This window comes from Pseudomonas sp. BTN1 (assembly GCF_001907715.1).
Taxonomy (GTDB): Bacteria; Pseudomonadota; Gammaproteobacteria; order Pseudomonadales; family Pseudomonadaceae; genus Aquipseudomonas; species Aquipseudomonas paracarnis.
The window spans coordinates 238291-262193 of the sequence record NZ_MPBM01000038.1; the positions used below are offsets into that span (position 1 = coordinate 238291).

The following is a 23903-nucleotide window of genomic DNA, read 5'->3' on the forward strand; positions in this document are numbered from 1 at the left end:
TCTGCGTGACAGCTGTATAAATATCCAATCGTTCGTAGGTCGATCAGCGTCCGATTGAAAAGATACGCAGCACTGTAGACATCCCCATCCAACGCCGCTGGTCATTCCCGACTAAGAGGTAGGCAGTGTGAGCCCCTCCCCTGCACTTATGAACTACTGAAAGCCATCTGAATCCATCTGGCTCTGCCGGAAATCACCACTCGCGAACCTGATGCACTGGGGGCAAAATTGGGGGCACATTTGAATTTTTTCCGCCTGAAAATACCGTCCTAGAGCCTTGTCAAAATGTTTTTTGGGGATCCGGATAGTCTCTAGGCGTCGTCAGGAAGGCTGATCATTTGATCATTCCTGGCTTTTCATAGGCATGGAGATCCATCCAATTCCAGAGGATCGCTACATTGGGGGCATATCTGAGGGCATGTTTTGGATGGTTCGAAAAGGCCCCCCCGTCTGAGGTCCATCCGCCCCTTCTCGAAAAAGTTAAACGCTGCTGCTCCCAAACCGCTGTCCAGCGCTATCAAATCACTTCAGTTTATAGATTTGAAGCGTTCTTCTGGCGCCTCTGAAATCCTGAAAATCCGTCCAGGAACGACAACCACAGTGGTCGTTGGAAAGAAACAGTAGGAGTAGCCATGGCCTGCCCCGTGACAACGGACGCCAAGAAGCTGGTTATTCAGCTTTCTGCGGCACTCCGGGCCTCGAAAGGCTCGTTGTGATTATGTTGAGCTCTGTCCGCCTGATCGAAAATGAACCGATCTCTCGCCGGCGTGCTCGTCAATGACGATGACGCATAACAATACCAACTTAGAGACCTGGTCGAGCCACTAGCGCCGCATACTGTAAAGGCAAAAAGATGCTGCTCGGGAGCTCAGAGTCCCGCTACCCCGCTTCACAACCATCACGCATTCCAACAGCACATCGACCGATGATACCAAGCAGTCAACCTCAGCAGAGTTGCCACCACTTCATTGGATGACTCTCACTGCATGGATGCATCCATTCATGGCAATATGCTAGCAACCAATGCCGCGACGATTTAGGATATGAGTTAACCGACAGACATCGTTATCTTGAGCATAGGAAGCTGCTCACTCGCATGCCTTGCCGCTCAGGTCACGCCCATTCGAAACAGGGAGAGCTTCAATGAGTTCCAGTGATGCCTTGGAAATTGCCAACGACGCATTAGATTCGTTCCACCAAATCGAACAAATTGCTTCAAAGCAGCTCGCCACTGGAAGTCGCGAGGCCTTTGATGCCTTGGCAGTCGTTAATACCTTCACTGGCGCGGCGGCCGTCGAGCAGATTGCATCCATCTCTGACGACGTGACCAAATCGCTTGCTAGCCTCGTTCGAGAGCCAGCTGTCTCACGTATAGTAGTTGAGAATGACAAAGGCCAAGTGGAGACCTACTACATCTGTCGTACGACTGGAGGATTTGTTCTTAATCACGGCAAGCTAGCAGGCTACCGCTCACCGTTCGGTCGCTTGGCTGCTCATGGCGCTGGTGAGGACGTTGATCTAGAAATCGCGGGTAAAAAAGTCAGCTATCGGGTCTTGGACAAACTCGATCTGAAGCCTCAGAAGAGTGCTGAGCTCTGGGACTCAATCGACAGCATTTGGCGACAAGAACGTTTAGCACCTCAGACGATTCCTTCTCTTCGTAAAGTTATCCAGCCGGATGACAGCAATGCCTTCTTCGCCATGCTTGGCGGCAAGTCTGAAACCGAGAAGATCCGGGAAGGTGTGCGTCACGAAATCCGAAATGCTATGGCCCTTCGAGACCAAGCGATTCTCGACAAATTCCAGGACGAAATCTTTCGCCTCTCAGTAGACCACCAACTGATCATCCTGGGCCCTCCCGGGACAGGCAAGACAACCACCTTGATCAAACGCCTCGGCCAGAAGCTGGATTGGGAAGCCCTTAGCCAGGACGAACGCCTCCTGCTGGGCCCTCAGTCTAAGCGCTCGCGCTGGATGATGTTCACGCCTTCAGACCTCTTAAAGCATTACGTCAAAGAGGCCTTCAACCGTGAGAATGTCCCGGCTTCTGACGAGCACATCAAGACCTGGAGCAAGCGCCGACATGAGCTGGCAAGGTCGACATTTGGCATCCTCAAGACGGGCAACGGTGGCACATGCATTCTCAAGGAGGATCACCAATTCGCCCCGATGGACATCAACGATGATCCGCGCCAGTGGTTCGCCGATTTCAAGTCACTACACCAAAGCCGCCTCCTCTCCTCCCTGAAGGAAGGAGCAATTCTGCTGAGGGATTCGGCTCCTAACCTAGTAGACGCAGTTGTGCACAAGCTGTTTGCCACGGTCGATGGACTTCAGCCGGAAGGACTGCAGAGCGCCTATGCCGAGTGGAACAATCTCGAGGCGCGGATTGACCCTATGCTCAAAGCCAGTCGTGCAACCTCAGATAAGCTGATACAACAGCAAGGTAACCTCCTCCATAACCGGAACAATGCTGTCTTCGGGGAGATGGCCACCTTTCTCGAAGTCCTCGGTCAAAACGATGATGAAGACGAAGATGGTACCGAGTTTGATGATGATAACGGAGAGGAAGGAACAGGCACGCCCACGCACACAGCAGAGCTCAAAGCATTCGCGGCTTACCAAACGTTTCTCCAGACCTATGCGCGTACTCGCTATCGCAATGGCAATCTAGGTAAGGCAAGCCGTGCAGCTCAAATACGAGACTGGCTTGGGGATCGAGTCCCCTCCGATGAATGGCTTAAAACGCTTGGGCGAGAGATGTGCTTCCAAAACGCACTAAGGCGCTTCAGGAATGCATGGAGACGCTACGTACTTGACGTCCCTGCAAGCTACAGAGCATTCCGTCGCGACAGCGTGACGCTTGATAGGTATAGCTATCAGCGACCAGAGCACGCTTCTCACATTGATGAGACTGAACTCGACGCAATTCTCCTTCTCATGCTTCGATCCGCTCGCGACCTCATCCGCCAAGATTTCGTGAAGCGGCATATAGACGAACCTCGCTTCACCGAGCTTGCCAGGATCTCGAGCCAATTCCTGCAGCAAGTCCTAGTAGACGAAGCCACGGACTTCTCGCTCCTCCAGCTTGCTTGCATGGAGAGCCTGACTGACCCTGCTATTGAATCGTTCTTCGCCTGCGGAGATTTCAACCAACGGATCACAGGGGTTGGCCTCAAACACCTCGATCAGCTTGGGTGGATTTCCCCTCGCCTCAAGCCTCAGCGAATCAACACGGTATATCGGCAGAGTCGCCTATTGAACAGCTTTGCCATCAAACTGCTCGAACACATGGATGGAGACACTGAAGCAGTAGGCAGCCTGCCGGAGCATTCCTCTCACGAAGGCGTACCGCCGGTGCTAGGGGAAAACCTCCAGGGTGAAGATGTCGTCACCTGGATCGCCGAGAGGATCTTTGAGATCGAAGATCAGATCCGCTCCAAAAATGAGCCGGTTCCTACGATTGCCGTCCTGGTCGCATCCGAGGCGCACGTGAAACCCGTTGCCGAAGCGCTCACCAAAAAACTAGGGAGCAGGAGTCTGCTCGCGGTTCCTTGTGTCGATGGCCAGTCTTTGGGTAGCCAGTCCGATATCCGGGTGTTTGATGTCCAGCACATCAAGGGGCTAGAATTCGAAGCCGTGTTCTTCATAGGGCTGGATGAGCTCGTCGAAGCAAAACCTACTCTGTTCGAGCGATTCCTGTATGTAGGTGCCACCCGGGCAGCGACATACCTCGGTATGGTCTGTCATCAGGAGCTGCCATCTGCCTTGTCGAACCTTCGCCCTGCCCTCGCCCAGCGCTGGTAGCGCCTGGCAAATGCTTTCGCCGAGTCAAAGGAGATTTGATCCGGCGGAGCAATTATATGCCCCCAAAGGTACACGATCTCAAAGCCCTCACAGTCGAAGAATCCTGACTGTAATACGACATTCGATGAATTAAGGACTGTTTATGGCACTGCCAAAGCTGAGCGAGCAACAAGACGTGAGGCGAGTCATTCATCATGAGCTAGGACACTGGCTGATGGCCCGAGAGGTAGGATTCAAGATCGGAGGCGTTTGCGTTGACACCTACCGCGGAAAGGCCGCAGGTGCTGCAACTGTATTTCCAAAACCTTCTAATAAGCTAGTTTCAGCACAAGCAGTTGAAGAATATCTGACGAATAGAATTATGGTGCTATGCGCTGGAGTGATCGCTGAGATTGAATGGTATGTGAAAAATACCCCCAATTTTAAAACAGAGAACATCAATGACGTTTATGAGAACGGTGTCATTGACACTTCCGGCCTTACTGACAAAGGAAGGATTGACGAGCTAATGATAATACTCACCGGCATTCGAACCGAACCAACTGCAATAAAAATAGAAGCAGACCAAACCCAGCGAAATCTGTTCATAGAGGTTTACGAAGAAGCACGAAGAATTTTCGTCGGGTTCAAGGATAAATTATTCGCACTCGCCAAACTGGTAGAAAATGAAAAATGGACGTCAGTTACCGAGCTAACCGTCCCGAATAACAGACTAATTGAGCTAGACGAGATCACGACTGCAAGCTCTATGGAAACCACAAGATAAATATTTGACTAGCACTAGGAATCAAGCAATTAGCCAAGCACGGCAAAGCATGATTCGTTGCGCTTATACCCAACAATCTCGACACGACATTTAAATGCTAAAATTCGTCTTTGTCACGAACAATTGTAAATTCAGGTAAGGCTCTCCCTCTGCATCTCAACCAGAGTGCCCTCGTTGGCAACCCACTTGTCGGCCAATTGAAGAGGGAGGCTCTGGGTCCAACCAGCCTATCGAGACCCAAGACCAGAAAGTTTGAGTACCACTTCAATACTGGACAATCGCTTGTTAGGCGTTTTCCGTGACCAAGCACCCGGCATTACGCTCCAGCTGTCGATGGAGACAAGGATCGATGCCCACTGGCAAAATCACGCAGAGCACGAGTATCTCGCGTATCAATGTAAGGATATCTGTTGAAGAAACAGAATCGACGACTCCGTTTAAGGATATCGACTCATTACTCATGTCCTCTTCCGAACAACCTAGGACTTACCAAATACTAATAGCTCATCCAGCCTACCGAGCCGCACCTATTCGAGCCACTGTCACATTGGAGCCCGTAGGAAATCGCTATTCACGAACGCTCGCGCCCCCTATATTGATGGGGGAAAAACCGGTGCGCAATTCGTTTATTTCAGGCTAAAACTATCGAACTAGAGCCTAGTCAAATGTTGCGGGGACCCTTATAGCCTTTAACTGACAAAGTCTAGACTTTTGATGTCACTCCAACACCCAATAGTACCGCCAACGTTTCCAGCTTAAACTTTTTGGTAATTATTTATCCTGCCGGCGCATAGCAACAGTTAACTATATGTCCTTTTGGTTAATTAATCGACACCTACTCTTGTCACACTGAAAACAAGATCTGAAAACTAATGTTCACCCGGTATACTCCGACGTCTCATTTCATCTCGCACCCTCTAAAATCGGGATATAAACCGTTCGCGACATATTCCAAACCCTGCAAATCATGGCATAATGCCTGCACCATAAGCCTCTGTAAGCCGAGTAAAAAATTGTTTCCACTATCAGTATTTGCATGTTCTGTAATGTTGCTAGCAGCATGTATTGGCCTCCGGTTCCACAAACCTAGCTCTTGGCTTTGGGTGGACTGCTTATACTATCCATTGGTTGCAGTCAGCGTCTGGGTCTTATTTCAGAACAATGCTGGCGAGCGTCAAGTCATAGAAATCAATGAACAGAAGACAGAAGTAGAATTGCGGTATAGTGAGCTCGCTAAAAATCAGCCCGCCATGAGCTATAATGTTAGCGAAGATCTATACAGGACATCCTTGGAGCTTTTGACATTCTCTTCAATAATGAATAAAAGTTGCGGTAGTTTTTACTCACCTGAGTGCGAGGCAGCCAGAACAATTAATCCACCGATTGAGAAATTTATCAATGAAATAGCCCCTCACAGAAAAGAGGCTATTGAAAAAAGAATTATCAGCACCTGCAACGCAGCGCAAAATCTGCTACTTGAATTTGAAAAAGAAGGCGAGTTGCTGAGTAGCACCACTAACTATTTGATCAAGGGCTTTAGGGAGATCTCGCAGAAGAAATTGGGAATCGGCGCATACGGTGCTATACCAAAAGCTCAACAGGAGCTTGAGCAAGCCAGCCTCGAAGATCTTCAGATGCTAGACAAGGCTGTATATTCCCGCTCGAACGTAGGCCAATTTATTAAGGAAACCCGTGAAGCGCAAATCAGAAACGCAAGCTCAATGCTGCAAGGCTTATTACCATGCATGGCGGCAGATATGGATCAACTGAAAGCCGTAAACGAATGGAAGGAAAAAAGTGAAAGTACTCTGAAGATAATCGATAGGCAAAATATAGAGCTTAGGGCGGCCAAATCAAAAGTCGATATTGCCTTCTACAGATTTCAGCTCTATTACTGGCCTTACATTATAATATTCGCACTGTCGTTAAAACTCGCAAAAGCTGCAGCGGGCATACGCCCTCAGATCAACGCAATTTTTATTTTGCTATATGACTTGAAAAAGAGGATATTCCGCAAATCCGACGAAGCAGATGTTCCGGCGGAATAGCATGACACCACCTCATACCGAATTACGCGTTCAATCGCAGTGATCGCGACGAGGGCAAGCTATCAGCGCTGCATCTGCCTTTGACTAGCGAAGAAAAAATCGAAATCAGCTTTCGAGGAAACCCTGAGATCCCCGTCGATGCGCTTCACGCTCTGAGCGAGGGGCATATACGCTGTCCCGGCCTTGCCATTTTGATGACCAAAGCGAAGAGCATCGGCTGCCCAGTTATCGTTTCGACGACGCAATCAATACCATCGGCCATGACCATCGAGACGGAATCCGAGAAGCGATCTTTGAGGGCGACCACTTCGCTCAAATCCAACTAATCGTCACCTGTCATAGCAACGAGTTCATCAAAGACATCCAACAACACCTTCCTGCCCATTGCAGAAATGCATGGCAGGTCTACCTGCTCCGACATCACGATGGCAACTATCAACCTCGAGTTACCGGCAACGTACCGAGTGTGAACTACATCGCCAAGGCCAGGGCAGCAAGAGAAGCGCTCAACGACCGGGATACGCTCGCTGCCTCTCGCCAAGCCTTGGAGATGCTGAGCGATAAAGCTTGGCGGTGGCTTGGAAGTCATGACCAAGGCGTGTTGAATTTCATGTTGGCTGGCGTCGGTGCCAAGCCTGTATTAAGAAATCTATGCGAAGCGTTGGTCAAGAAATTGGGAGAGCCCACACCTTCGACCATGCGAACAGAGAGCCACTTCTTGCTGCGTATGGCCGCATTTTGCGGTATTCCAGTATTCCAGTCAGTAATCTTATCTGGACCTACCTGAACAAAGACACTCCTGAGGAGGCAGACCGCGATGACTTTGACGGGGAACTTGTCGAGGTCGTTGTCCAAACTCTTGAGGAGCTAGACTGCCTAGATCTACGAGGCGGACGCTAGCATTCGTTGCGGCGCACGCCTAGTCTTCAACTATAGGGGCGAGTGCAGGCACGCTCTTTTATCAATAGACTTCTCCCAACACTGATATTACGGCTAGCAGCGTAAGCAGCTAGCCGTAATATCTGTCGTTGAGCTATGACACACCGGACACCGAATGTGATTTGGTGTCCTACCAGGCTCTTAGTGCCTTGCCCTATGCGACCAATCATCCAGCAAGCCGAGCTGACGTATACAAAAAGCCATCGACGACCACCCTGCTCCGCCTCACAGATCGCCAATCTCGATCGCCCGCATAACCCGCGCTCCTAGGAGCAAAACTGGGGGCATATTTTAGTTTTTTCCGACCTGAAAATACTGAGCTAGGGCCAAGTCAAAATGTTCTACGGGGATCCGGATATCCTCTAGGCGTCGCCGGGAAGGCTGATCATTCCTGGCTTTTCAGAGGCTCGCTACCCGGCAAAAGCCATTTAATACCCCCGCCAATCTCAATCCCGGCGCAAAAGCGTATTCGGCGCCACGCCAAACGCCTTGCGAAACGCATGGCTGAAATGCGAGAAATCAGAAAACCCAAAGTCCAGTGCCGCCTCAGACACACTGCGTACCTGGCCACGCTCGATTGCTTCTCGGCTGGCGTTCAGGCGCTCTTTCCAGATCTCTGCAACGGGGGTTTTCTGGTAGCGGGCGAAGGCCCGTGTAACGGTGCGGGTGGACACGTTGTGGGCTTTGGCGATGGCTTCAATCGACAGGTCCGGCTCGGTCAAGTGGCGTTGGATGTACTGCATGATGCGGCCGTAGAGGTCCATTTCCTGATGGCTGGTTTTCAGGTCCTGCAGTTCCAGGCTGATGACAAGCAGATCAAGCACAGCACTTGAGTAACGATTGGAGATGCGCTCATCCTGCAGCGACGCAGGCGTGCTCGCGGCCTGGTGCAGCATTTCGCGCAAGGGCACGACACCTGGGCGCCGGTCGTCGAGGACCATCGCGGTGTACTCGGCAATACGCGGCAGGCGCTCGGTGAGCAACGCTCTGGGAATACGGATCAAGTGGTTTTCGGTACCACCCAGGCTGAAGCGAAACGCCTGTGTTGCGTCATAAAGAAACAAATTGCCCGTTGCCAGGTTAGCTTTTCTTGAGCCTTGTTCGATTTGCCCATGGCCCTTTCGAGCGAAACCCAACCATAAATCTTCTGCCGGGCCGCTGCGCAGGTGCTGTTCGGAACGCTCCCAGTAATGCAGCGGCGAAGACAGCGTACAAATGTCCAGCGCGCCGACTGTATTGAGGGTGAGCGAGCCATCAAAGCGGCTCTGGGACAAGGGTTTGCTATCGGCCGCCAGGCAATGGCGACAGACCACTTCTTTCCAATAATCAAACCGACGTGTTGCAGGGACGGCAAGGGTCGAATACTGAGTGTTCGGGTTCATGACGCTGACCTCGACAACGATGCAATAGGCGCGCGAGAAGTTGTAACGAGCGGCCGATTGTCAGCCATCAAAGCAATTAACACGCCAAATGCAGTCGGCAGGCCGGCTTAGGTTACCCCCGGTAACTACGATGCGAAGCGAGCCGCTCAAAACGGAACCCTAGGTGGCCGTTACCGCAGAAATGGATATGTATTCGGTCTTGTCCCCCCTCGCCGCCTGTCCGGCCGCCATCGCAGGCAAGCCAGCTCCCACAGTTGGCCCGCGTCGCACCGCAGTCGTGGCCCGTTTAAGGGCACAGCACATCACATCATCAGCCCATGTGCACCAACGCAGACCACAGGTAAACCTCCGTAGCCGGCCTGTCCTTGCCAACCAAGCGGTTGTCTCACCGAACAAAGCACTCCCTCCTCTGCCGGCCTAATTTCCACCTCACAGCAGCTCATACCCCGCTGATGAGGCACGCCATGCATCGACACTCTTCACCCCGATTGGCTGATTCCTCCTGGCTTCTGCAACGGCGCGACCTCGCGCCTGAGGAGTCGGCTTATTGGTTGATTGAATGGGGAACCATGCAGCTGCTGCATCGACGGCAGGTCGCCAAGCGCCCCCTGCCGCCGACGCGCTGACGCCCACCCGTAGGCCTGAACCAAAATAACGAGGAGCTCAAGATGGAATCTGCAATCGACACACATCTCAAATGCCCACGCACCCTGTCCCGCCGCGTGCCCGAGGAGTATCAACCGCCGTTCCCGATGTGGGTGGCGCGCGCTGACGAGCAGCTGCAACAAGTGGTGATGGCTTATCTGGGCGTGCAATTTCAAGGCGATGCCCAGCGCGAGGCTGCATTGCAGGCGATGCGTCACATCGTCGGCAGTTTCAGCCACCCCGACGGCCCGCAGAACTACGATTTGACTCAGCACACCGACAGCAGCGGCTTTGATAATCTGATTGTGGTCGGCTACTGGAAAGACCCTGTCGCCCATTGCCGCTGGTTGCGTTCACCCCAGGTGAATGACTGGTGGAGCTCGCCGGATCGCCTGGTCGAAGGCCTGGGTTACTTCCGCGAAATCACCGCGCCGCGTGCCGAGCAGTTCGAGACGTTGTACGCCTTTCAGGAGAACCTGCCCGGGGTCGGCGCAGTTATGGATGCCACCAGTGGCGAGATCGAAGAGCACGGCTACTGGGGCTCGATGCGCGACCGCTTCCCTATCTCCCAGACCGACTGGATGAAGCCCACGAGCGAGCTGCAAGTGGTCGCGGGCGACCCCGCCAAGGGCGGACGCGTGGTGGTGCTGGGGCACGACAACCTCACACTGATTCGTTCCGGCCAGGACTGGGCGGATGCCGAGGCAGAGGAACGCTCGCTCTACCTCGACGAAATTTTACCGACGTTGCAGGACGGCATGGACTTCCTGCGTGACAACGGCCAGCCGTTGGGCTGCTACAGCAACAGGTTCGTGCGCAATATCGACCTGGACGGCAACGTTCTCGACCTGAGCTACAACATCGGTCACTGGCGCTCAGTGGAGAAACTCGAACGCTGGGCCGAATCCCACCCGACCCACCTGCGTATTTTCGTGACGTTCTTTCGCGTGGCCGCGGGCTTGAAGAAGTTGAGGCTGTACCACGAGGTGTCCGTGTCCGACGCCAAGAGCCAGGTCTTCGAGTACATCAACTGTCACGCGCAAACCGGGATGTTGCGCGACGCCCTGCCGCCCACAGCCTGAGCGCCCTCGGCGTTTAACCCCCAGTTTCTACCGCCTTGCCACCCTTCACGGGTGGCCCGGTCCCCTGTGCGAGGAATAAACGATGAATAAGATCCGCCTGCTGACCCTCTCCACCCTGTTGCCCGCCCTCCACGCGAACGCGGGTGAAGTCGCGCCTGGCGACTACGAGCAATATCCGGTCGGTGCCACTATCGGGGCGATTTATTACCAGCACGCCACTACGGACTCGGCTTACGCCAACGGCCACAAGGCCAGCTCTGACTTCAGGGTGACCTCCGACGTGGGCATCCTGCGTCTGCTCCATGTGTATGCACTCAGCGACACGGTCACCATCGACCCGCAATTTCTTTTGCCTTTCGGGCACGTCTCCGGCGTAGGTGACGCCTCAGCACTGGGCAGTACTCGCGGCGTGGGCGACTTGATCCTCACCGCGCCGGTGAAATGGCGGTTCAACGAAGCCCGCGACACCCTCAGTATCGCCCCCTATGTGTATGTGCCTTCGGGCACGTATGACAAGGACGATGCGCTCAACCTCGGGGAGAATCGCTGGAAATTCGAACTGCAGAGTGCCTACGTCAAGCACTTCACAGAAAAATGGGCGATGGACCTGGTCGGCGGCGCGACCTGGTATGGCGACAACACCGATTACGGTGCCAATGCCGACCGCCTGAAGCAGGACGTGTCCTACGCCGCGCAGATCATGGGGCGTTACATGCCGGACGCCACCACCACCTTTGCTATTGGCTTGGGGCGTACCTGGGGAGGCGAGACGAACATCGAGCATGTCAATCAAGACAACGAGTTGGGCACCACCAACTTGCGCCTCACCGCCACCAAATTCGTCACCCCCACCGACCAGGTGCAACTGCAATTGGGCAAAGACCTCTCGGTGGACAACGGCACCCGCGAAGACTTCCGCATGAACCTGCGTTACGCGCACATTTTTTAACGCCGGAAACTGCGACCGCGCGCCCCTGGCGCCAGGGTGTCCGGCTCAGCCAAGTCGATGTCTTTCTCAACCAAGCCACCGGCTGGCTGCGCGGACTATCTTGAGCCCCAGGCCCGCTGACAGTGAGCATGCAGTGCTCTTCGGCCATTTACGATAAGGACAGCCAACCATGGCAATCGCTCGCCCCACCCTTGAACAGCTATTGGCTATTTCGAGCAGCCTGCACATGCAACTCAGTGCGCAGCAAGCCGATGAATACCTGGCACTTATGCAGGCAAGCTTCGATGCCTATGACCTGGTTGACGAGCTGCCGGACTTCATCCCGCCGGTGCGTTATGAACGCAGCTCGGGCTACCGCCCCTCAGCCGCACACAACCCGCTCAACGCCTGGTACTTCCGCACCGAAGTCAACGGTGCACGCGAAGGCAAGCTGGCAGGTAAAACGGTCGCCCTCAAGGACAATATTTCACTGGCTGGCGTGCCCATGATGAATGGTGCCAAGCCGCTTGAAGGCTTCGTTCCCGCCTTCGATGCCACCGTGGTCACTCGCTTGCTGGATGCCGGCGCGACCATTCTGGGCAAGGCAACGTGCGAACACTACTGCCTGTCCGGCGGCAGCCACACCTCCGATCCTGCACCGGTGCACAACCCCTATCGCCAGGGGTTTGCCTCGGGTGGCTCGTCTTCCGGCAGCGCAGCGCTGGTTGCCGCCGGCGAGGTCGACCTGGCCGTCGGCGGTGACCAGGGCGGCTCAATCCGCATCCCTTCCGCCTTCTGCGGCACTTACGGCATGAAGCCGACCCACGGCCTGGTGCCCTACACCGGCATCATGGCCATCGAGGCGACTATCGATCACGCCGGCCCCATTACCGCAAACGTGCGCGACAACGCCTTGATGCTGGAGGTCATGGCCGGCGCCGATGGGCTCGATCCGCGACAAGCCGCGCCGCAGGTCGACGCTTACAGCGATTACCTGGAGCGCGGTGTCAGCGGGCTGAGGATCGGCATCCTGCGCGAAGGATTTGAACTGGCCAACCAGGACCCACGTGTGGCCTCGTGCGTACGCCAAGCCATTGCAGCGTTTGCGCGGCTGGGCGCGCAGGTCGAGGAGGTGTCGGTGCCTGAACACAGCATTGCCGGTTCGCTGTGGCACCCCATTGGCTGCGAAGGCTTGATGATGCAGATGATGCACGGCAATGGGGCCGGCTTTAACTGGCAAGGGCTGTATGACGTCGGCTTGCTGGATCAGCAAGCCGGATGGCGCGATCAGGCCAATGAGCTGTCCGCCTCTCTCAAGCTGTGCATGTTCGTCGGGCAATACGGTCTGGAGCGCTACAACGGGCGGTTCTACGCCAAGGCACAAAACCTCAGGCGCGTGGCGCGCGCCGGGTATGACGCCGCGTTGGCGCGCTATGACCTGCTGGTGATGCCCACCGTCCCGATCATCGCCCAGCCCCACCCGCAGCCGGGTTGCTCGGTTACCGAGTACGTGGCCCGTGCACTGGAAATGATCGGCAATGCCTCCGCCCAGGACATCACCGGCCATCCGGCCATGTCGATTCCCTGCGGCCTGGTAGACGGTTTACCTGTCGGGCTGATGCTAGTCGGCAAGCACTATGCCGAAGGCACGATTTACCAGGCCGCCGCAGCGTTCGAGGCGTCGGTTGACTGGAAAAACTGTTAGCCGGTAATCCCGCGCAGCGCAAAAAGAACAAGCCGCCAGGCGCTGCCCAGAAGCTCAACGATGAGGAGTCAACTAATGAGCGCACACGAAGCAAGCACATCAACACCGGGCGAACGCGCGCAAGCACTACTGCAGGTGCTCAAACAGAAGGATCTGATCCCCGACGGTTACATCGAACACATGACACAGCTGATGGCGCACCAATGGAGCCCGGAGAACGGGGCTCGAGTGGTGGCCAAGGCCTGGGTAGACCCACAGTTTCGCGAACTGCTGCTCAAAGACGGCACCGCGGCGTGTGCCCAATTTGGCTATACCGGCCCCCAGGGTGAATACATTGTTGCGCTGCCAGACACGCCCAGCGTGAAAAACGTGATTGTGTGCAGCCTGTGCTCCTGCACCAATTGGCCTGTGCTGGGCTTGCCGCCGGAGTGGTACAAGGGCTTCGAGTTCCGCGCCCGACTGGTGCGCGAAGGGCGCACCGTACTGCGGGAGCTGGGCACCGAGCTACCGGCCGACGTCATCGTCAAGGTCTGGGACACCAGCGCCGAAACCCGCTATCTGGTGCTGCCTGTACGGCCCAAGGGCAGCGAATCGATGGATGAAGAGGCTCTGCGAAAACTGATCACCAAGGATGTCCTTATCGGCGTGGCGCTGCCTTACGTGGCGTAACCGGTGCCCTTTGTTTTTTGCATTTTTCAGAGGTATTCACAATGGATGGCTTTCACGATCTCGGTGGGTTTCAAGGCTTTGGCAAAGTCCCTCACACCATCAACAGCCTGAGCTACCAACCCGTGTTCAAGCAGGACTGGGAGCACCTGGCCTACAGCCTGATGTTTGTCGGCGCCGAACACTTGAAAAAGTTCAGCGTGGACGAAGTGCGCCACGCCGTGGAGCGCCTGGATGTGCGCCAACATGTCGGCACCCAATACTACGAACGCTATGTCATCGCAACCGCCACCCTGCTGGTCGAAACCGGTGTGATCACCCAGGCGGAACTCGATCAGGCCCTGGGGTCGCACTTCAAGCTGGCGAACCCCGCGCATGCCAGCGGGCGCCCAGCGATCAGCGGCCGCGCGCCCTTTGAGGTGGGCGACCGGGTGGTGGTGCGCAACGAGTATGTGGCCGGGCATACCCGCATGCCGGCCTACGTGCGCGGCAAAGAAGGCGTGGTTGTGCATCGCACCGCGCAAAAGTGGCCCTTCCCTGACGCGATCGGCCACGGTGATCTGAGCGCGGCGCATCAGCCGACCTACCACGTCGAGTTTCGCGTGAAAGATCTCTGGGGCGACGCAGCAGATGAGGGTTTCGTGGTGGTCGACCTGTTCGAAAGCTACCTGGACCACGCCGATAGCACGGTGAACGCATGATGGGCGGCGCCCTGACAGGCCGACTGCCGGTGACGGTGCTTTCCGGCTTCCTCGGCGCCGGCAAAACCACCCTGCTCAACCATATCCTGCGCAATCGCGACGGCCTGCGCGTGGCGGTCATCGTCAATGATATGAGTGAGGTCAACATCGATGCCGAGCAGGTGCAGCGCGACGTGGCGCTGCACCGGGGTCGCGATGAGTTGATCGAGATGAGCAATGGCTGCATCTGCTGCACGCTGCGCGCCGATTTGCTCGAGCAGATCAGCGCACTGGCGCGCCAGCAACGTTTCGACTACTTGCTGATTGAGTCCACGGGCATTTCCGAGCCGATGCCGGTAGCCGAGACGTTCGCCTTCCTCGACGCGCAGGGTTTCAGCCTCAGCGAACTGGCGCGGCTCGACACCTTGGTGACGGTGGTCGATGGCAGTCGCTTTGAAGCATTGCTCGAATCGCCGGGCATTGTGGCCCGCGACGACGCACCCATGCGCCATCTGACCGACCTGCTGATCGAGCAAGTGGAATACGCCAACGTCATTCTCGTCAACAAACTGGACCTGATCGACGAGCCCGGCTACCAGGCCGTGCACGCGATCCTCGCCGGCCTTAACCCAAGCGCGCGGATCATCCCGATGGCTCAGGGTAACGTGGAGTTATCCGCCATCCTCGGTACCCACCTGTTTGATTTGCCCAGCCTTGCGGCCTCGCCCGGCTGGATGAAAAAAATGCAGGCCGACGACGCGCCGGCCTCTGAATCGGACACCTATGGCGTGACCTCCTGGGTGTACCGCGAGCGAGCCCCGTTTCACCCACAGCGATTACTCGATTTTCTCCAGCAGCCCTGGCACAACGGGCGCCTGTTGCGCAGCAAAGGTTACTTCTGGCTCGCCAGCAGGCACTTGGAAACCGGCCTGTTGGTGCAAAGCGGCAGGCAGTTCCAGTGGGACTACGTCGGGCACTGGTGGAACTTCAACGAGCAGTCGCAATGGCCGCAGGATGAATATCGGTTGCAGAGCATCATGGCCAAGTGGGACAGCATTGTCGGCGATTGCCGGCAGGAGCTGGTCTTTATCGGCCAGGGCCTGGACACCCAAGCGCTGCAGCGCGCACTCGACAATTGCCTGCTGAGTACACAGGAAATCGCCGCCGGCCCCTCGGCCTGGCAGGCCCTGCCGGGGGCGACAACCTTTGACTCGCAGGCCTTATCGGCGCCGACGCCGTCCTTGCAGGCTGACCCCATTTGACCGAGGTAGAGGTGCCCCATGCTCTTTTTCAGCCGAACCACCCGCCGCGTATTGGCGCCGCTCGCCGACCGACTGGAGCAGCCTGACCAACCAGGCACACCACTGTCGTCAAACCACCCGTTGTTGCGCCGCATCCTGGCAAGCGTCGAGCAACTGCTGCAAGAACGGCGAACCCTCAAGGAGCAGGCCCGCGCACAGACGCTGAACACCCGCCAACTCGAAGAGCGCCTGGCCCGCCGTGACCAGCTGGTACGGCAGTGGGAGGCGCGCTGGGCCCTGATCACACTGGGTGCAGGTGAACGGTTCTGGGAGCTGGAACTGGAGGGCGCCGCCGCCCCCGCACCGGGTGCTGCGATGACGTGGACGGGGTCTGCGTCGAACCTGGCCCAGGCGATTGACCAGTTTGGCGGCTGGAGCGAACAACTGCACCCGGATGACCAGCCAGCGCATCGGACGGCGCTCGCCCGGCACCTTGCCGATCGCAGCGGGCGTACGGCCTTTGCGCTCGACGTGCGGATGAAGTCGGCACTCGGCAATGACTATCGCTGGTGCCGGATCAGCGGCGCCGCCCGACGCGATACGCAGGGCACAGCGCTTGCCATGGGGGGAACCGTGCGTGACATTCATGAACAGTACCTGCACCACGAGGCGCTCGAACTGGCAGCCACACGTTTCGACATTTCCCGAGAAATGCTGCACGACGGGCTCTGGGATATCGAGGTGGTGGCCGGCGACCCGGCGAACCCGAACAATACCATTTGGTGGTCTTCGCAGATGCGCCGGCTGCTGGGGTGCAACACGGTGGAGGAGTTCCCCAACACCCTGGAAAGCTGGACCTCGCGCTTGCATCCCGACGATAGCGCACGGGCCATCGGCGCGTTCGTCGCCCATGTAGACGACCGCAGCGGCAAGACCCCATTCGATGTGGAGTATCGACTCAAACACACCCATGGCACTTACCGCTGGTTTCGCGGCCGGGGGCAAACCCGTCGCGCACCGGACGGCGCGCCGCAACGGGTGGTGGGTGCCATCACCGATATCCATGCCCACCATGAAGAAAGTGCGATGCGCGAGGCGCAGGCGCAACAACACCGGGTGATGCAGGAAACCCTCACCAAGCTGACGCAGATTGTCGCCACGATCCAGGGCATTGCCAGCCAGACCAACCTGCTGGCATTGAATGCCGCCATTGAAGCGGCGCGAGCTGGCGAAGCCGGTCGCGGGTTTGCCGTGGTCGCCGATGAAGTGCGCAAACTGGCCACGCGGACCAGCCACGCGACCCAGCAAGCGGCCCAGATGATGGATCACTAACGACACCCAGGCGCCCGCGCAGCCTGCGTGGGCACAGCACATACTCCAACAATAATAATCAGGTACGTTATGCGCGATTACGACTCAGCAGTCTCATCCTTCGATTATCTACAGCTGGCTGCCCAGGACTTGCACGGCGAACCCGGCGCCTTGAATGCCTGCATTGAATGCTGCGACCGGCACGCCCATGGCAATGGAGTGGCGTTGTATTGCGAAACGCGCGATGGCCGCGCCACGCAGTACACCTTCAGCGAACTGCAGGCGCACGCGGCGCGCTTCGGCAACTTTCTACGAGCCCATGGCGTGCAGCCGGGAGATCGGGTCGCCGGCCTGATGCCACGCACGGTTGAACTGGTGATCGCCATCCTGGGAACCTGGCGCATCGGGGCGGTCTACCAACCGCTCTTTACCGCATTCGGTCCCAAGGCCATCGAACAGCGACTGGACTGCTCCAAGGCGCGCTGGATCGTGACCGACACCCACAACCATCCCAAGCTGGACGAGCTCCTCGACTGCCCCAACGTCATCGTGACCGACGCCACCCCACAGCGTCCCAGCGACTACGCGTTTTGGGAGGTGCTGGAGCATCAACAACCCGACTGCACACCTGAACTGCTGGACGCCGGTGCGCCGTTCCTGCTGATGTGCACCTCGGGCACCACAGGGCCGGCCAAGCCGCTGGAGGTGCCTTTGAGCGCCATCCTGGCCTTCAAAAGTTATATGCGCGATTCAATCGACCTGCGCGAAGACGACCGTTTCTGGAACCTCGCCGACCCCGGCTGGGCCTATGGCTTGTATTACGCCGTGACCGGGCCACTGGCATGCGGCCGGGCCACGCTGTTCCATGACGGCCCTTTCACCGTGCAAAGCACCAGCCGGATTATCGCCAAGTATGGGATCAGCAACCTGGCCGGCTCGCCTACGGCCTTTCGCCTGCTAATTGATGCCGGGGCCGAGTTCGCCGACGCCGTGCGTGGCCAACTGCGTATCGTCAGCAGCGCCGGCGAACCGCTCAACCCGCAAGTCATCCGTTGGTTCGCCGAACAGCTCGGCGTGGTCATTCACGACCATTACGGCCAAACCGAAATCGGCATGGTGCTCTGCAATCACCATGGGTTACGCCATCAGGTACGTGAGGGTTCTGCCGGTTATGCGGTGCCGGGGTACCGGATTGTCGTGCTGGACGATGCGCAACGGGAATTACCGACAGGCCAGCCGGGCGTCCTGGCGGTGGATCGTGAGCGCTCGCCCCTGTGCTGGTTCAATGGCTACCTTCACATGCCCACCAAGGCGTTTGTGGGCCGTTACTACTTGAGCGGCGATATCGTGGAGCTCAATGAGGACGGCAGTATCAGCTTTGTCGGCCGTAACGACGACGTGATCACCACGTCCGGCTACCGCGTGGGGCCTTTCGATGTGGAGAGCGCGCTTATCGAACACCCGGCGGTGGTCGAAACCGCGGTGATCGGCAAGCCCGACCCGCAACGTACCGAGCTGATCAAAGCGTTTGTCGTGCTCAACCGTGAGTACCTGCCCAGTGTCGAGTTGGCGGAAGTCTTGCGCCTGCATGTCCGACAGCGCCTGGCTGCGCATGCATATCCACGGGAAATCGAGTTCGTCGAACACCTGCCCAAGACCCCCAGTGGCAAGTTGCAACGGTTCATCCTGCGCAACCAGGAAATTGCCAAGCAGCAGGCACTCGACACATGAGGACGGCTCCCGCGCTCAGCCGCTCGGAGTTCCAGCGCAGAGCCCTGGAGCTGTTCAAGGAGCGTAGTTTCAGCCAGGTCAGCATGCGCGAATTGGCGGCGCATGTTGGCATCAGCCCGGGCGCGATTTATCACCATGTAGAGAGCAAGGAAGCCATGCTGTTTGAGTGGCTGACAGAGCTGTATCAGGCGCTGTTGTCGCACGTCGACCGGATCAACACCCGAAGGCTGACGCCCGCGCAACGCCTGGCAAAACTCATCGAAGGCCATTTTCAAATACACGAACAGATGACCGGGCACTTCAAGTTAGCGGTCATGGACGCCACTTGCCTGGGCGCGCCGATGCGGGCGAGCGTTGAGCGATTGAGGCTAGCCTACGAGTCGGAACTCATGAAGGTGGTCGGCCAGTTGGGCCATCAGCCCGGCGGGCCGTTGCGCGAGGGCGCGCTCACGGCGATTCTGCCCGTGCTGAACAGCCTGCCCACATGGCTGAGCCCGACGATTGATCACCGTCAGCGTCGGCTTATTACAAAGACCATCGCCGATGCGGTCATAAAAGCCATAAATTCCCTACCATGAGTGACTACACCCGGCTCTGAACTACAAACCGACTCAAGACGTTTTGTTCGCCTTCAGTGTGGGCATATAAAGACATAGGTATCTACACAGCTCTGTAGCACTCAACGGTAACCACGATGCGAAGCGAGCCGCTCTTGATCTGCTCTTGATCTGCTTTTGATAGCCGTTACCGCAGCAATGGATATGTACACAATCCAACTGTGTTGACTGCCAGGCCGCCTTCGCGGGCAAGCCCGCACAGTTGGATCGTTAGGGTGTCAGGTAGGTAGGCGTCGGCTGGCAGGCCGTCGCGGGAGCAAGCTCCCTCGTCACAGGTTCGGCGTCATCCCGAAGTTGTGTTCATGTCCAGCACCAAGCGCTCTAGAGGCGCTTGACGACTTCACTCGGCTTGCTGAAGCTTAAATCCAACATAACCTGTACTTATCACTTTTTGCGCCAGTTAGCGCCCAAAATTATAGAATTAGCCTCAGCGCCTATTAAGTCGGATAACTCCCCGAATTCGGTTCTTAATCAGTAAAAAGTCCGACTTAGCCCCAATATAGTGGATTTATCTGACATCAAGTCAAAAAGGCAGACGAGGCCCACAACCGTATTCTGAGTGACGACGTCTTGCGTCCGACCCGCTCCACGCTTGAATCCAAACCCGCGCAGGCCTACCCTGCACGCGTCGAACAATCACCCAACACGTCAAGGAAGACTTCAAATGTGGGATGGCAGCGTTACTTTTGGCGACTCATGGGCCGGTTACATTGGCCGTGCGGATCAAAACACTGCTCACTCCCATGTCGCCATCCAACTGTGCATCGGCGTAGGCCAACCCGCCACCCTGGAGCTGCCGGGAAAAGTGATCCGTGCGGCAGGCGTGATCATCGGTCCCAACGTCGAACACCGTGCCGTGGCCGAAAGTCATCCGGTGGCATTTTTGTATGTCAGCCCGGACACGGCGTTGGGCCGTGCGCTCAATGCGTTGCTGCAAGACGATGGCATCGCCCTGGCCAGTGACGAACTGCTGGAGTGTTTTCGCCGTAGCACGTCCCTGTCGCACTTTGTCGACGCCCTCTCGCGGCTGCTGGCAATTACCCCGCCGATCGACCACAGGCTCTACAAAGCGCTGAATATTTTGCGCCTTGACCGCGACGGCCCTGGTTGCGTCAGTCGCGCAGCCCAAGCGGTGGGGTTGTCCAGCCCGCGCTTGCGCTGCGTCGCCACCCACCAGATGGGTGTTTCCCTCTCCCAATGGATCATCTGGAACAAATTGGAGCGCGCCTCCAAATCCCTCGCCGGTGGGTCGACGTTGTCGGACGCCGCTGCCGACGGCGGCTTCTCCGACCAGGCGCATCTGGCTCGCATGATGCGCCGCATGATTGGCATGACGCCGCGCACCGCCGCCGAGGTTTTGCGTAAGACAAGCGTTTCGTTCAAGACGCGCTGATATCAAAACGCCAATATCAATCGCATCTTATTCGCGACCACGTTAAGCGCTGAGCACCGGCTCCCAGAGCACCTCAGCGCCACCGAAAGTGAATAGAAGAGTGTTCGCCCGGGGCACCTGTGCCTGCGATTCGGCGAAACGCACCATGAATTCTTTCGATGAATCCGCAGGATGCGCCCTACATGTCAGCACAGCAAAAATTAACCGTCCTTCTCACTGGAGGCTCAGGGGTGCTCGGTGAGTCACTGATCGACTGCCTGGCAGAGGACTTTCACTTGGTCTGCCTGGCGCGCAAAAGCCGTATCCGCGATCCCCGAGTGGAAGTGCTCAAGGGTGATATTTGCAGCGCTGACCTGGGCTTGGCCAGCGACGTTTATGCGGCGCTGGTTGAGCGTGTCGACTGGGTGATCCACGCCGCGGCGGTGACGCGCCTGGACGGTGATATCGACCAGATTTTTTCGGTGAACTACCTCGGCACCGAAAACGTCGTGGCCTTTGTGCAGCACGCCAAGGTGCCGCTGTATCACATCAGCACCGCCTTTACTCACCCCTGCGACTATTACGAAGGCGTACAAGCAGAAACGCCTTACGAAGTCGCCAAGCGCCAGGCCGAAACCCTGGTGCGCTCGGCCGGCATCGACGTGTCGATCTTTCGTCCGTCCATCATTATTGGCGACGCCAGCACCGGGCATATGCCCAACTTCCAGGGTTTCCATATGACCATGGGGCTGATGATGTCTGGCGTGCTGCCCATCGTGCCCTGCCCGCCTGCTGGCTATGTCGACCTGATCGCCCGTGACGTCGCGGCGCGAGCGATCGCCAACGCGCTGCACCAGCGTTTGATCGGCGACGATTATTTTCTCACCAGCGGCCCGCAGGCCCTGGATCTGACGGGTCTGCTGGACCTGATGTGCCAGTCCATGGACACCCAGAAACAACCCTTCACACGGCCACGCTGCATGGCGCCGGACATTTATGAACGGTTGATCCGCCCGGTATTTCTACCGGCGCTGAGCGGCAATATCCAGGCCGCCCTGACCCGTGCCACCCAGTTGTGCCGCTATGCCTGCCTGCGCACGCCACTGCCCACTTCATTGCCGCAGTTACTCGGCGAGCCGGCATTCAGCCAACGCGATGTCAGCCGTGAGTTGCTGCTCTCGCTCAACCACCTGGCGCCCAAGCTGGGGGCTCTGACGCGCATGCTCAAGCAGCCGGTGACAACGCCCACAGAAGCGAGCGTGGCATGAACCACACTGTTATCGAACCTACTCTCGACGCCGCACAGGTCGACCAATACCTGCGCCAGCACGTCAACTCAGGCTACGCACGCCTCGCGTCGCTGATGAACCTGCCAATCGAGCAGTCCAGCCGTGGCGTCTACATCTACGACGAGCAAGGCCGCCAATACCTGGATGCAGGCGGCTATGGCGTGTTTTTCCTCGGGCACGGCCACCCGGTCGTCGTGGAAGCGGTTACTCGGCAACTGCAGCAAAACGCTTTGGCCAGCAAGTTGTTGCTCAACCCGCAACAGGCCTTTGCTGCCCACGCTCTGGCCGCACTGTGCCCGGGTGACCTGGACTATGTGTTCTTTTGCAACTCGGGCGCCGAGGCCACCGAAGCCGGCTTGAAACTCGCCCGCCTCAACGGTTGCCGCCGCACGCTGTCGACGCTCGGAGGCTTCCACGGCAAGACCCTCGGCGCCCTCGCGGTCACTGGCCGCGAGAGCTACCGAGAGCCTTTCAGCGGGTTGCTCAGCAACAGCGAGTTCGTGCCGTTTGGCGACAGCGTCGCGCTGGAGCAGCAACTGCGCGCATCGCCGGACAAGGCCTGTGTGATCCTCGAACCGATCCAGGCCGAAGCGGGAGTGATCCTGCCGCCATCCGGATACCTCAGGCGCGTGCGCGAACTGTGCGATCAATATGGCGCCGTGCTGATTATCGACGAAATCCAGTCTGGCCTGGGCCGCACCGGCTATTGGTGGGGCTGCGATCAGGAACAGGTGGTGCCCGACATCATGCTGGTGGGTAAAAGCCTGTCCGGCGGCTGCGTACCGGTGAGCGCCATGGTGGCCCGCGCCGAGATCTATGCGCCGTTCAATCGCAACCCTACGGTCCATACCTCGACCTTCGGCGCCAACCCGCTGGCCATGGCGGCTGTGCAGGCCACGTTGCAAGTGATGGTGCAAGAAGACCTGGTCACGCGTGCCCGCCTGCTCGGCCAGGACCTGCACGCCCGCTTCAGCGCGCTGTTGCAGCAACAGGGCTTGGCCGAACGCGTGCAACTGCGCAGCGCGGGCTTGCTGCTGGGCTTTGAATTCGCCGAGGCCTCAATCGCCGCCAACATGGTCATGGCCCTGATCGAGCAACGCATCATTGTGTGCCACTCGCTCAATGATCATCGGGTGCTAAGGCTCACGCCGTCGCCACTGCTGACGGCCCAGGATTGCAACTGGCTGATCGAAGGCTTCGCCCAGGCGCTGACCACTTCGATGCCATCCCTTTAAATGGAGTTTTCCCCCATGCAAGAAGTCAACGTGCAGGCCCATATCCCCCATGCCTGCGCAGATGAAGTATTTGCGGTGATCAGCGATTTCAGCAACTACGTCGAGCTCTGCGAATCGGTGCGCAATATCAGCATCAACAAGGTCAGCGACCAGGTGTCGTTCACGTCCTGGGAGGTCAACTTCCACAGCGGCATTCTCAAGTGGCAGGAGCGTGACACCTTCAATGCCGACACCCGAGAGATTCATTTCGAGCAGATGGCCGGCGACGTCGATCACTTCTCCGGCACCTGGCACGTCTTGCCGGATGGCAAAGACGCGATCATCACCTTTAAATCACGCTTCGACCTGGGCCTGCCGATGCTCGCGGACATGCTCGACCCTGTGGCTAAACAAGCTATCCGGGACAACATCCACTCGATCATCACCGGCCTGTTTCCGGCGAGCTACTTGAAGGCCTGA

17 protein-coding genes and 2 pseudogenes are annotated in these 23903 nt (G+C 57.4%); 18 read left to right on the forward strand and 1 reads right to left on the reverse strand.

From position 1 onward, the window contains the following. The first annotated feature begins 1143 nt into the window (after nt 1-1143). From BMH52_RS19685 to BMH52_RS29420, 4 genes are all read left to right on the forward strand, one after another. Nucleotides 1144-3807 (forward strand): ATP-binding domain-containing protein, encoded by a 2664-nt coding sequence (locus BMH52_RS19685; protein WP_073844769.1) that lies wholly within the window; start codon nt 1144-1146, stop codon nt 3805-3807. Between the two features lie 142 nt (nt 3808-3949). Beyond that, entirely contained in the window at nt 3950-4573 is a 624-nt protein-coding gene (locus BMH52_RS19690) for a hypothetical protein (RefSeq protein WP_073844771.1), read from the forward strand. Nucleotides 4574-5619: 1046 nt separating this feature from the next. After that, a complete protein-coding gene (locus BMH52_RS19695) occupies nt 5620-6621 on the forward strand; it encodes a hypothetical protein (protein WP_073844773.1) in 1002 nt (333 codons plus the stop codon). A gap of 466 nt (nt 6622-7087) precedes the next feature. Beyond that, entirely contained in the window at nt 7088-7408 is a 321-nt protein-coding gene (locus BMH52_RS29420; RefSeq protein WP_218190425.1) for a hypothetical protein, read from the forward strand. A gap of 598 nt (nt 7409-8006) precedes the next feature. On the opposite strand, the gene BMH52_RS19705 is transcribed toward BMH52_RS29420, so the two are convergent. Then, the gene (locus tag BMH52_RS19705; RefSeq protein ID WP_003191111.1) at nt 8007-8942 is read right to left on the reverse strand and encodes a helix-turn-helix domain-containing protein; all 936 of its coding nucleotides are present in this window, start codon (nt 8940-8942) and stop codon (nt 8007-8009) included. Nucleotides 8943-9610: 668 nt separating this feature from the next. Here BMH52_RS19705 and BMH52_RS19710 point away from each other — a divergent pair. The 14 genes and pseudogenes from BMH52_RS19710 (at nt 9611) to BMH52_RS19770 (ending at nt 23903) form a co-directional block, all read left to right on the forward strand. Beyond that, nucleotides 9611-10669 carry a phenylacetaldoxime dehydratase family protein gene (locus BMH52_RS19710; RefSeq protein ID WP_073844775.1) on the forward strand — a complete coding sequence of 353 codons (1059 nt, stop codon included), beginning with the start codon at nt 9611-9613 and terminating at the stop codon, nt 10667-10669. A gap of 82 nt (nt 10670-10751) precedes the next feature. Further along, a complete protein-coding gene (locus BMH52_RS19715; protein ID WP_073844777.1) occupies nt 10752-11618 on the forward strand; it encodes a transporter in 867 nt (288 codons plus the stop codon). A 169-nt stretch (nt 11619-11787) separates the two neighbouring features. Next, the gene (locus BMH52_RS19720) at nt 11788-13302 is read left to right on the forward strand and encodes an amidase (protein WP_073844779.1); all 1515 of its coding nucleotides are present in this window, start codon (nt 11788-11790) and stop codon (nt 13300-13302) included. Nucleotides 13303-13377: 75 nt separating this feature from the next. After that, nucleotides 13378-13971 (forward strand): nitrile hydratase subunit alpha, encoded by a 594-nt coding sequence (gene nthA, locus BMH52_RS19725; protein ID WP_020301476.1) that lies wholly within the window; start codon nt 13378-13380, stop codon nt 13969-13971. A gap of 41 nt (nt 13972-14012) precedes the next feature. Continuing rightward, nucleotides 14013-14669, forward strand: coding sequence for a nitrile hydratase subunit beta (nthB, locus tag BMH52_RS19730; protein ID WP_073844781.1), 657 nt, complete (start codon nt 14013-14015; stop codon nt 14667-14669). Beyond that, the gene (locus BMH52_RS19735) at nt 14666-15910 is read left to right on the forward strand and encodes a GTP-binding protein (protein WP_073844783.1); all 1245 of its coding nucleotides are present in this window, start codon (nt 14666-14668) and stop codon (nt 15908-15910) included. The genes nthB and BMH52_RS19735 overlap by 4 nt, the downstream gene beginning before the upstream one ends. 354 nt (nt 15911-16264) lie before the next feature. Then, nucleotides 16265-16927: pseudogene (locus BMH52_RS30010) on the forward strand (PAS domain-containing protein); the annotation flags it as partial. Nucleotides 16928-16957: 30 nt separating this feature from the next. After that, nucleotides 16958-17212: pseudogene (locus tag BMH52_RS30015) on the forward strand (methyl-accepting chemotaxis protein); the annotation flags it as partial. 78 nt (nt 17213-17290) lie between these two features. Continuing rightward, nucleotides 17291-18931 carry an AMP-binding protein gene (locus BMH52_RS19745; RefSeq protein ID WP_073844787.1) on the forward strand — a complete coding sequence of 547 codons (1641 nt, stop codon included), beginning with the start codon at nt 17291-17293 and terminating at the stop codon, nt 18929-18931. Then, a complete protein-coding gene (locus tag BMH52_RS19750) occupies nt 18928-19509 on the forward strand; it encodes a TetR/AcrR family transcriptional regulator (RefSeq protein ID WP_073844789.1) in 582 nt (193 codons plus the stop codon). Before BMH52_RS19745 ends, BMH52_RS19750 begins: the two co-directional genes overlap by 4 nt. Before the next feature lie 703 nt (nt 19510-20212). Next, nucleotides 20213-20941, forward strand: a complete 729-nt coding sequence (locus BMH52_RS19755; protein WP_019820103.1) for an AraC family transcriptional regulator — start codon at nt 20213-20215, stop codon at nt 20939-20941. Between the two features lie 182 nt (nt 20942-21123). Next, nucleotides 21124-22188 (forward strand): SDR family oxidoreductase, encoded by a 1065-nt coding sequence (locus BMH52_RS19760; RefSeq protein WP_073844838.1) that lies wholly within the window; start codon nt 21124-21126, stop codon nt 22186-22188. Then, a complete protein-coding gene (locus tag BMH52_RS19765) occupies nt 22185-23444 on the forward strand; it encodes an aspartate aminotransferase family protein (protein WP_073844791.1) in 1260 nt (419 codons plus the stop codon). Before BMH52_RS19760 ends, BMH52_RS19765 begins: the two co-directional genes overlap by 4 nt. Before the next feature lie 15 nt (nt 23445-23459). Continuing rightward, a complete protein-coding gene (locus tag BMH52_RS19770; RefSeq protein WP_019820107.1) occupies nt 23460-23903 on the forward strand; it encodes a type II toxin-antitoxin system RatA family toxin in 444 nt (147 codons plus the stop codon).

What these genes read in the sequence shown, in the direction of transcription:
- BMH52_RS19715 (WP_073844777.1), top strand. Translation starts at nt 10,752, where the DNA reads ATGAATAAGATCCGCCTGCTGACCCTCTCCACCCTGTTGCCCGCCCTC.
- nthA (WP_020301476.1), top strand. Translation starts at nt 13,378, where the DNA reads ATGAGCGCACACGAAGCAAGCACATCAACACCGGGCGAACGCGCGCAA.
- BMH52_RS19745 (WP_073844787.1), top strand. Translation starts at nt 17,291, where the DNA reads ATGCGCGATTACGACTCAGCAGTCTCATCCTTCGATTATCTACAGCTG.
- BMH52_RS19710 (WP_073844775.1), top strand. Translation starts at nt 9,611, where the DNA reads ATGGAATCTGCAATCGACACACATCTCAAATGCCCACGCACCCTGTCC.
- BMH52_RS19765 (WP_073844791.1), top strand. Translation starts at nt 22,185, where the DNA reads ATGAACCACACTGTTATCGAACCTACTCTCGACGCCGCACAGGTCGAC.
- BMH52_RS19695 (WP_073844773.1), top strand. Translation starts at nt 5,620, where the DNA reads ATGTTGCTAGCAGCATGTATTGGCCTCCGGTTCCACAAACCTAGCTCT.
- BMH52_RS19690 (WP_073844771.1), top strand. Translation starts at nt 3,950, where the DNA reads ATGGCACTGCCAAAGCTGAGCGAGCAACAAGACGTGAGGCGAGTCATT.
- BMH52_RS19735 (WP_073844783.1), top strand. Translation starts at nt 14,666, where the DNA reads ATGATGGGCGGCGCCCTGACAGGCCGACTGCCGGTGACGGTGCTTTCC.
- BMH52_RS19770 (WP_019820107.1), top strand. Translation starts at nt 23,460, where the DNA reads ATGCAAGAAGTCAACGTGCAGGCCCATATCCCCCATGCCTGCGCAGAT.
- BMH52_RS19685 (WP_073844769.1), top strand. Translation starts at nt 1,144, where the DNA reads ATGAGTTCCAGTGATGCCTTGGAAATTGCCAACGACGCATTAGATTCG.
- BMH52_RS19750 (WP_073844789.1), top strand. Translation starts at nt 18,928, where the DNA reads ATGAGGACGGCTCCCGCGCTCAGCCGCTCGGAGTTCCAGCGCAGAGCC.
- BMH52_RS19760 (WP_073844838.1), top strand. Translation starts at nt 21,124, where the DNA reads ATGTCAGCACAGCAAAAATTAACCGTCCTTCTCACTGGAGGCTCAGGG.
- BMH52_RS19720 (WP_073844779.1), top strand. Translation starts at nt 11,788, where the DNA reads ATGGCAATCGCTCGCCCCACCCTTGAACAGCTATTGGCTATTTCGAGC.
- BMH52_RS19755 (WP_019820103.1), top strand. Translation starts at nt 20,213, where the DNA reads ATGTGGGATGGCAGCGTTACTTTTGGCGACTCATGGGCCGGTTACATT.
- BMH52_RS19705 (WP_003191111.1), bottom strand. Translation starts at nt 8,942, where the DNA reads ATGAACCCGAACACTCAGTATTCGACCCTTGCCGTCCCTGCAACACGT.
- nthB (WP_073844781.1), top strand. Translation starts at nt 14,013, where the DNA reads ATGGATGGCTTTCACGATCTCGGTGGGTTTCAAGGCTTTGGCAAAGTC.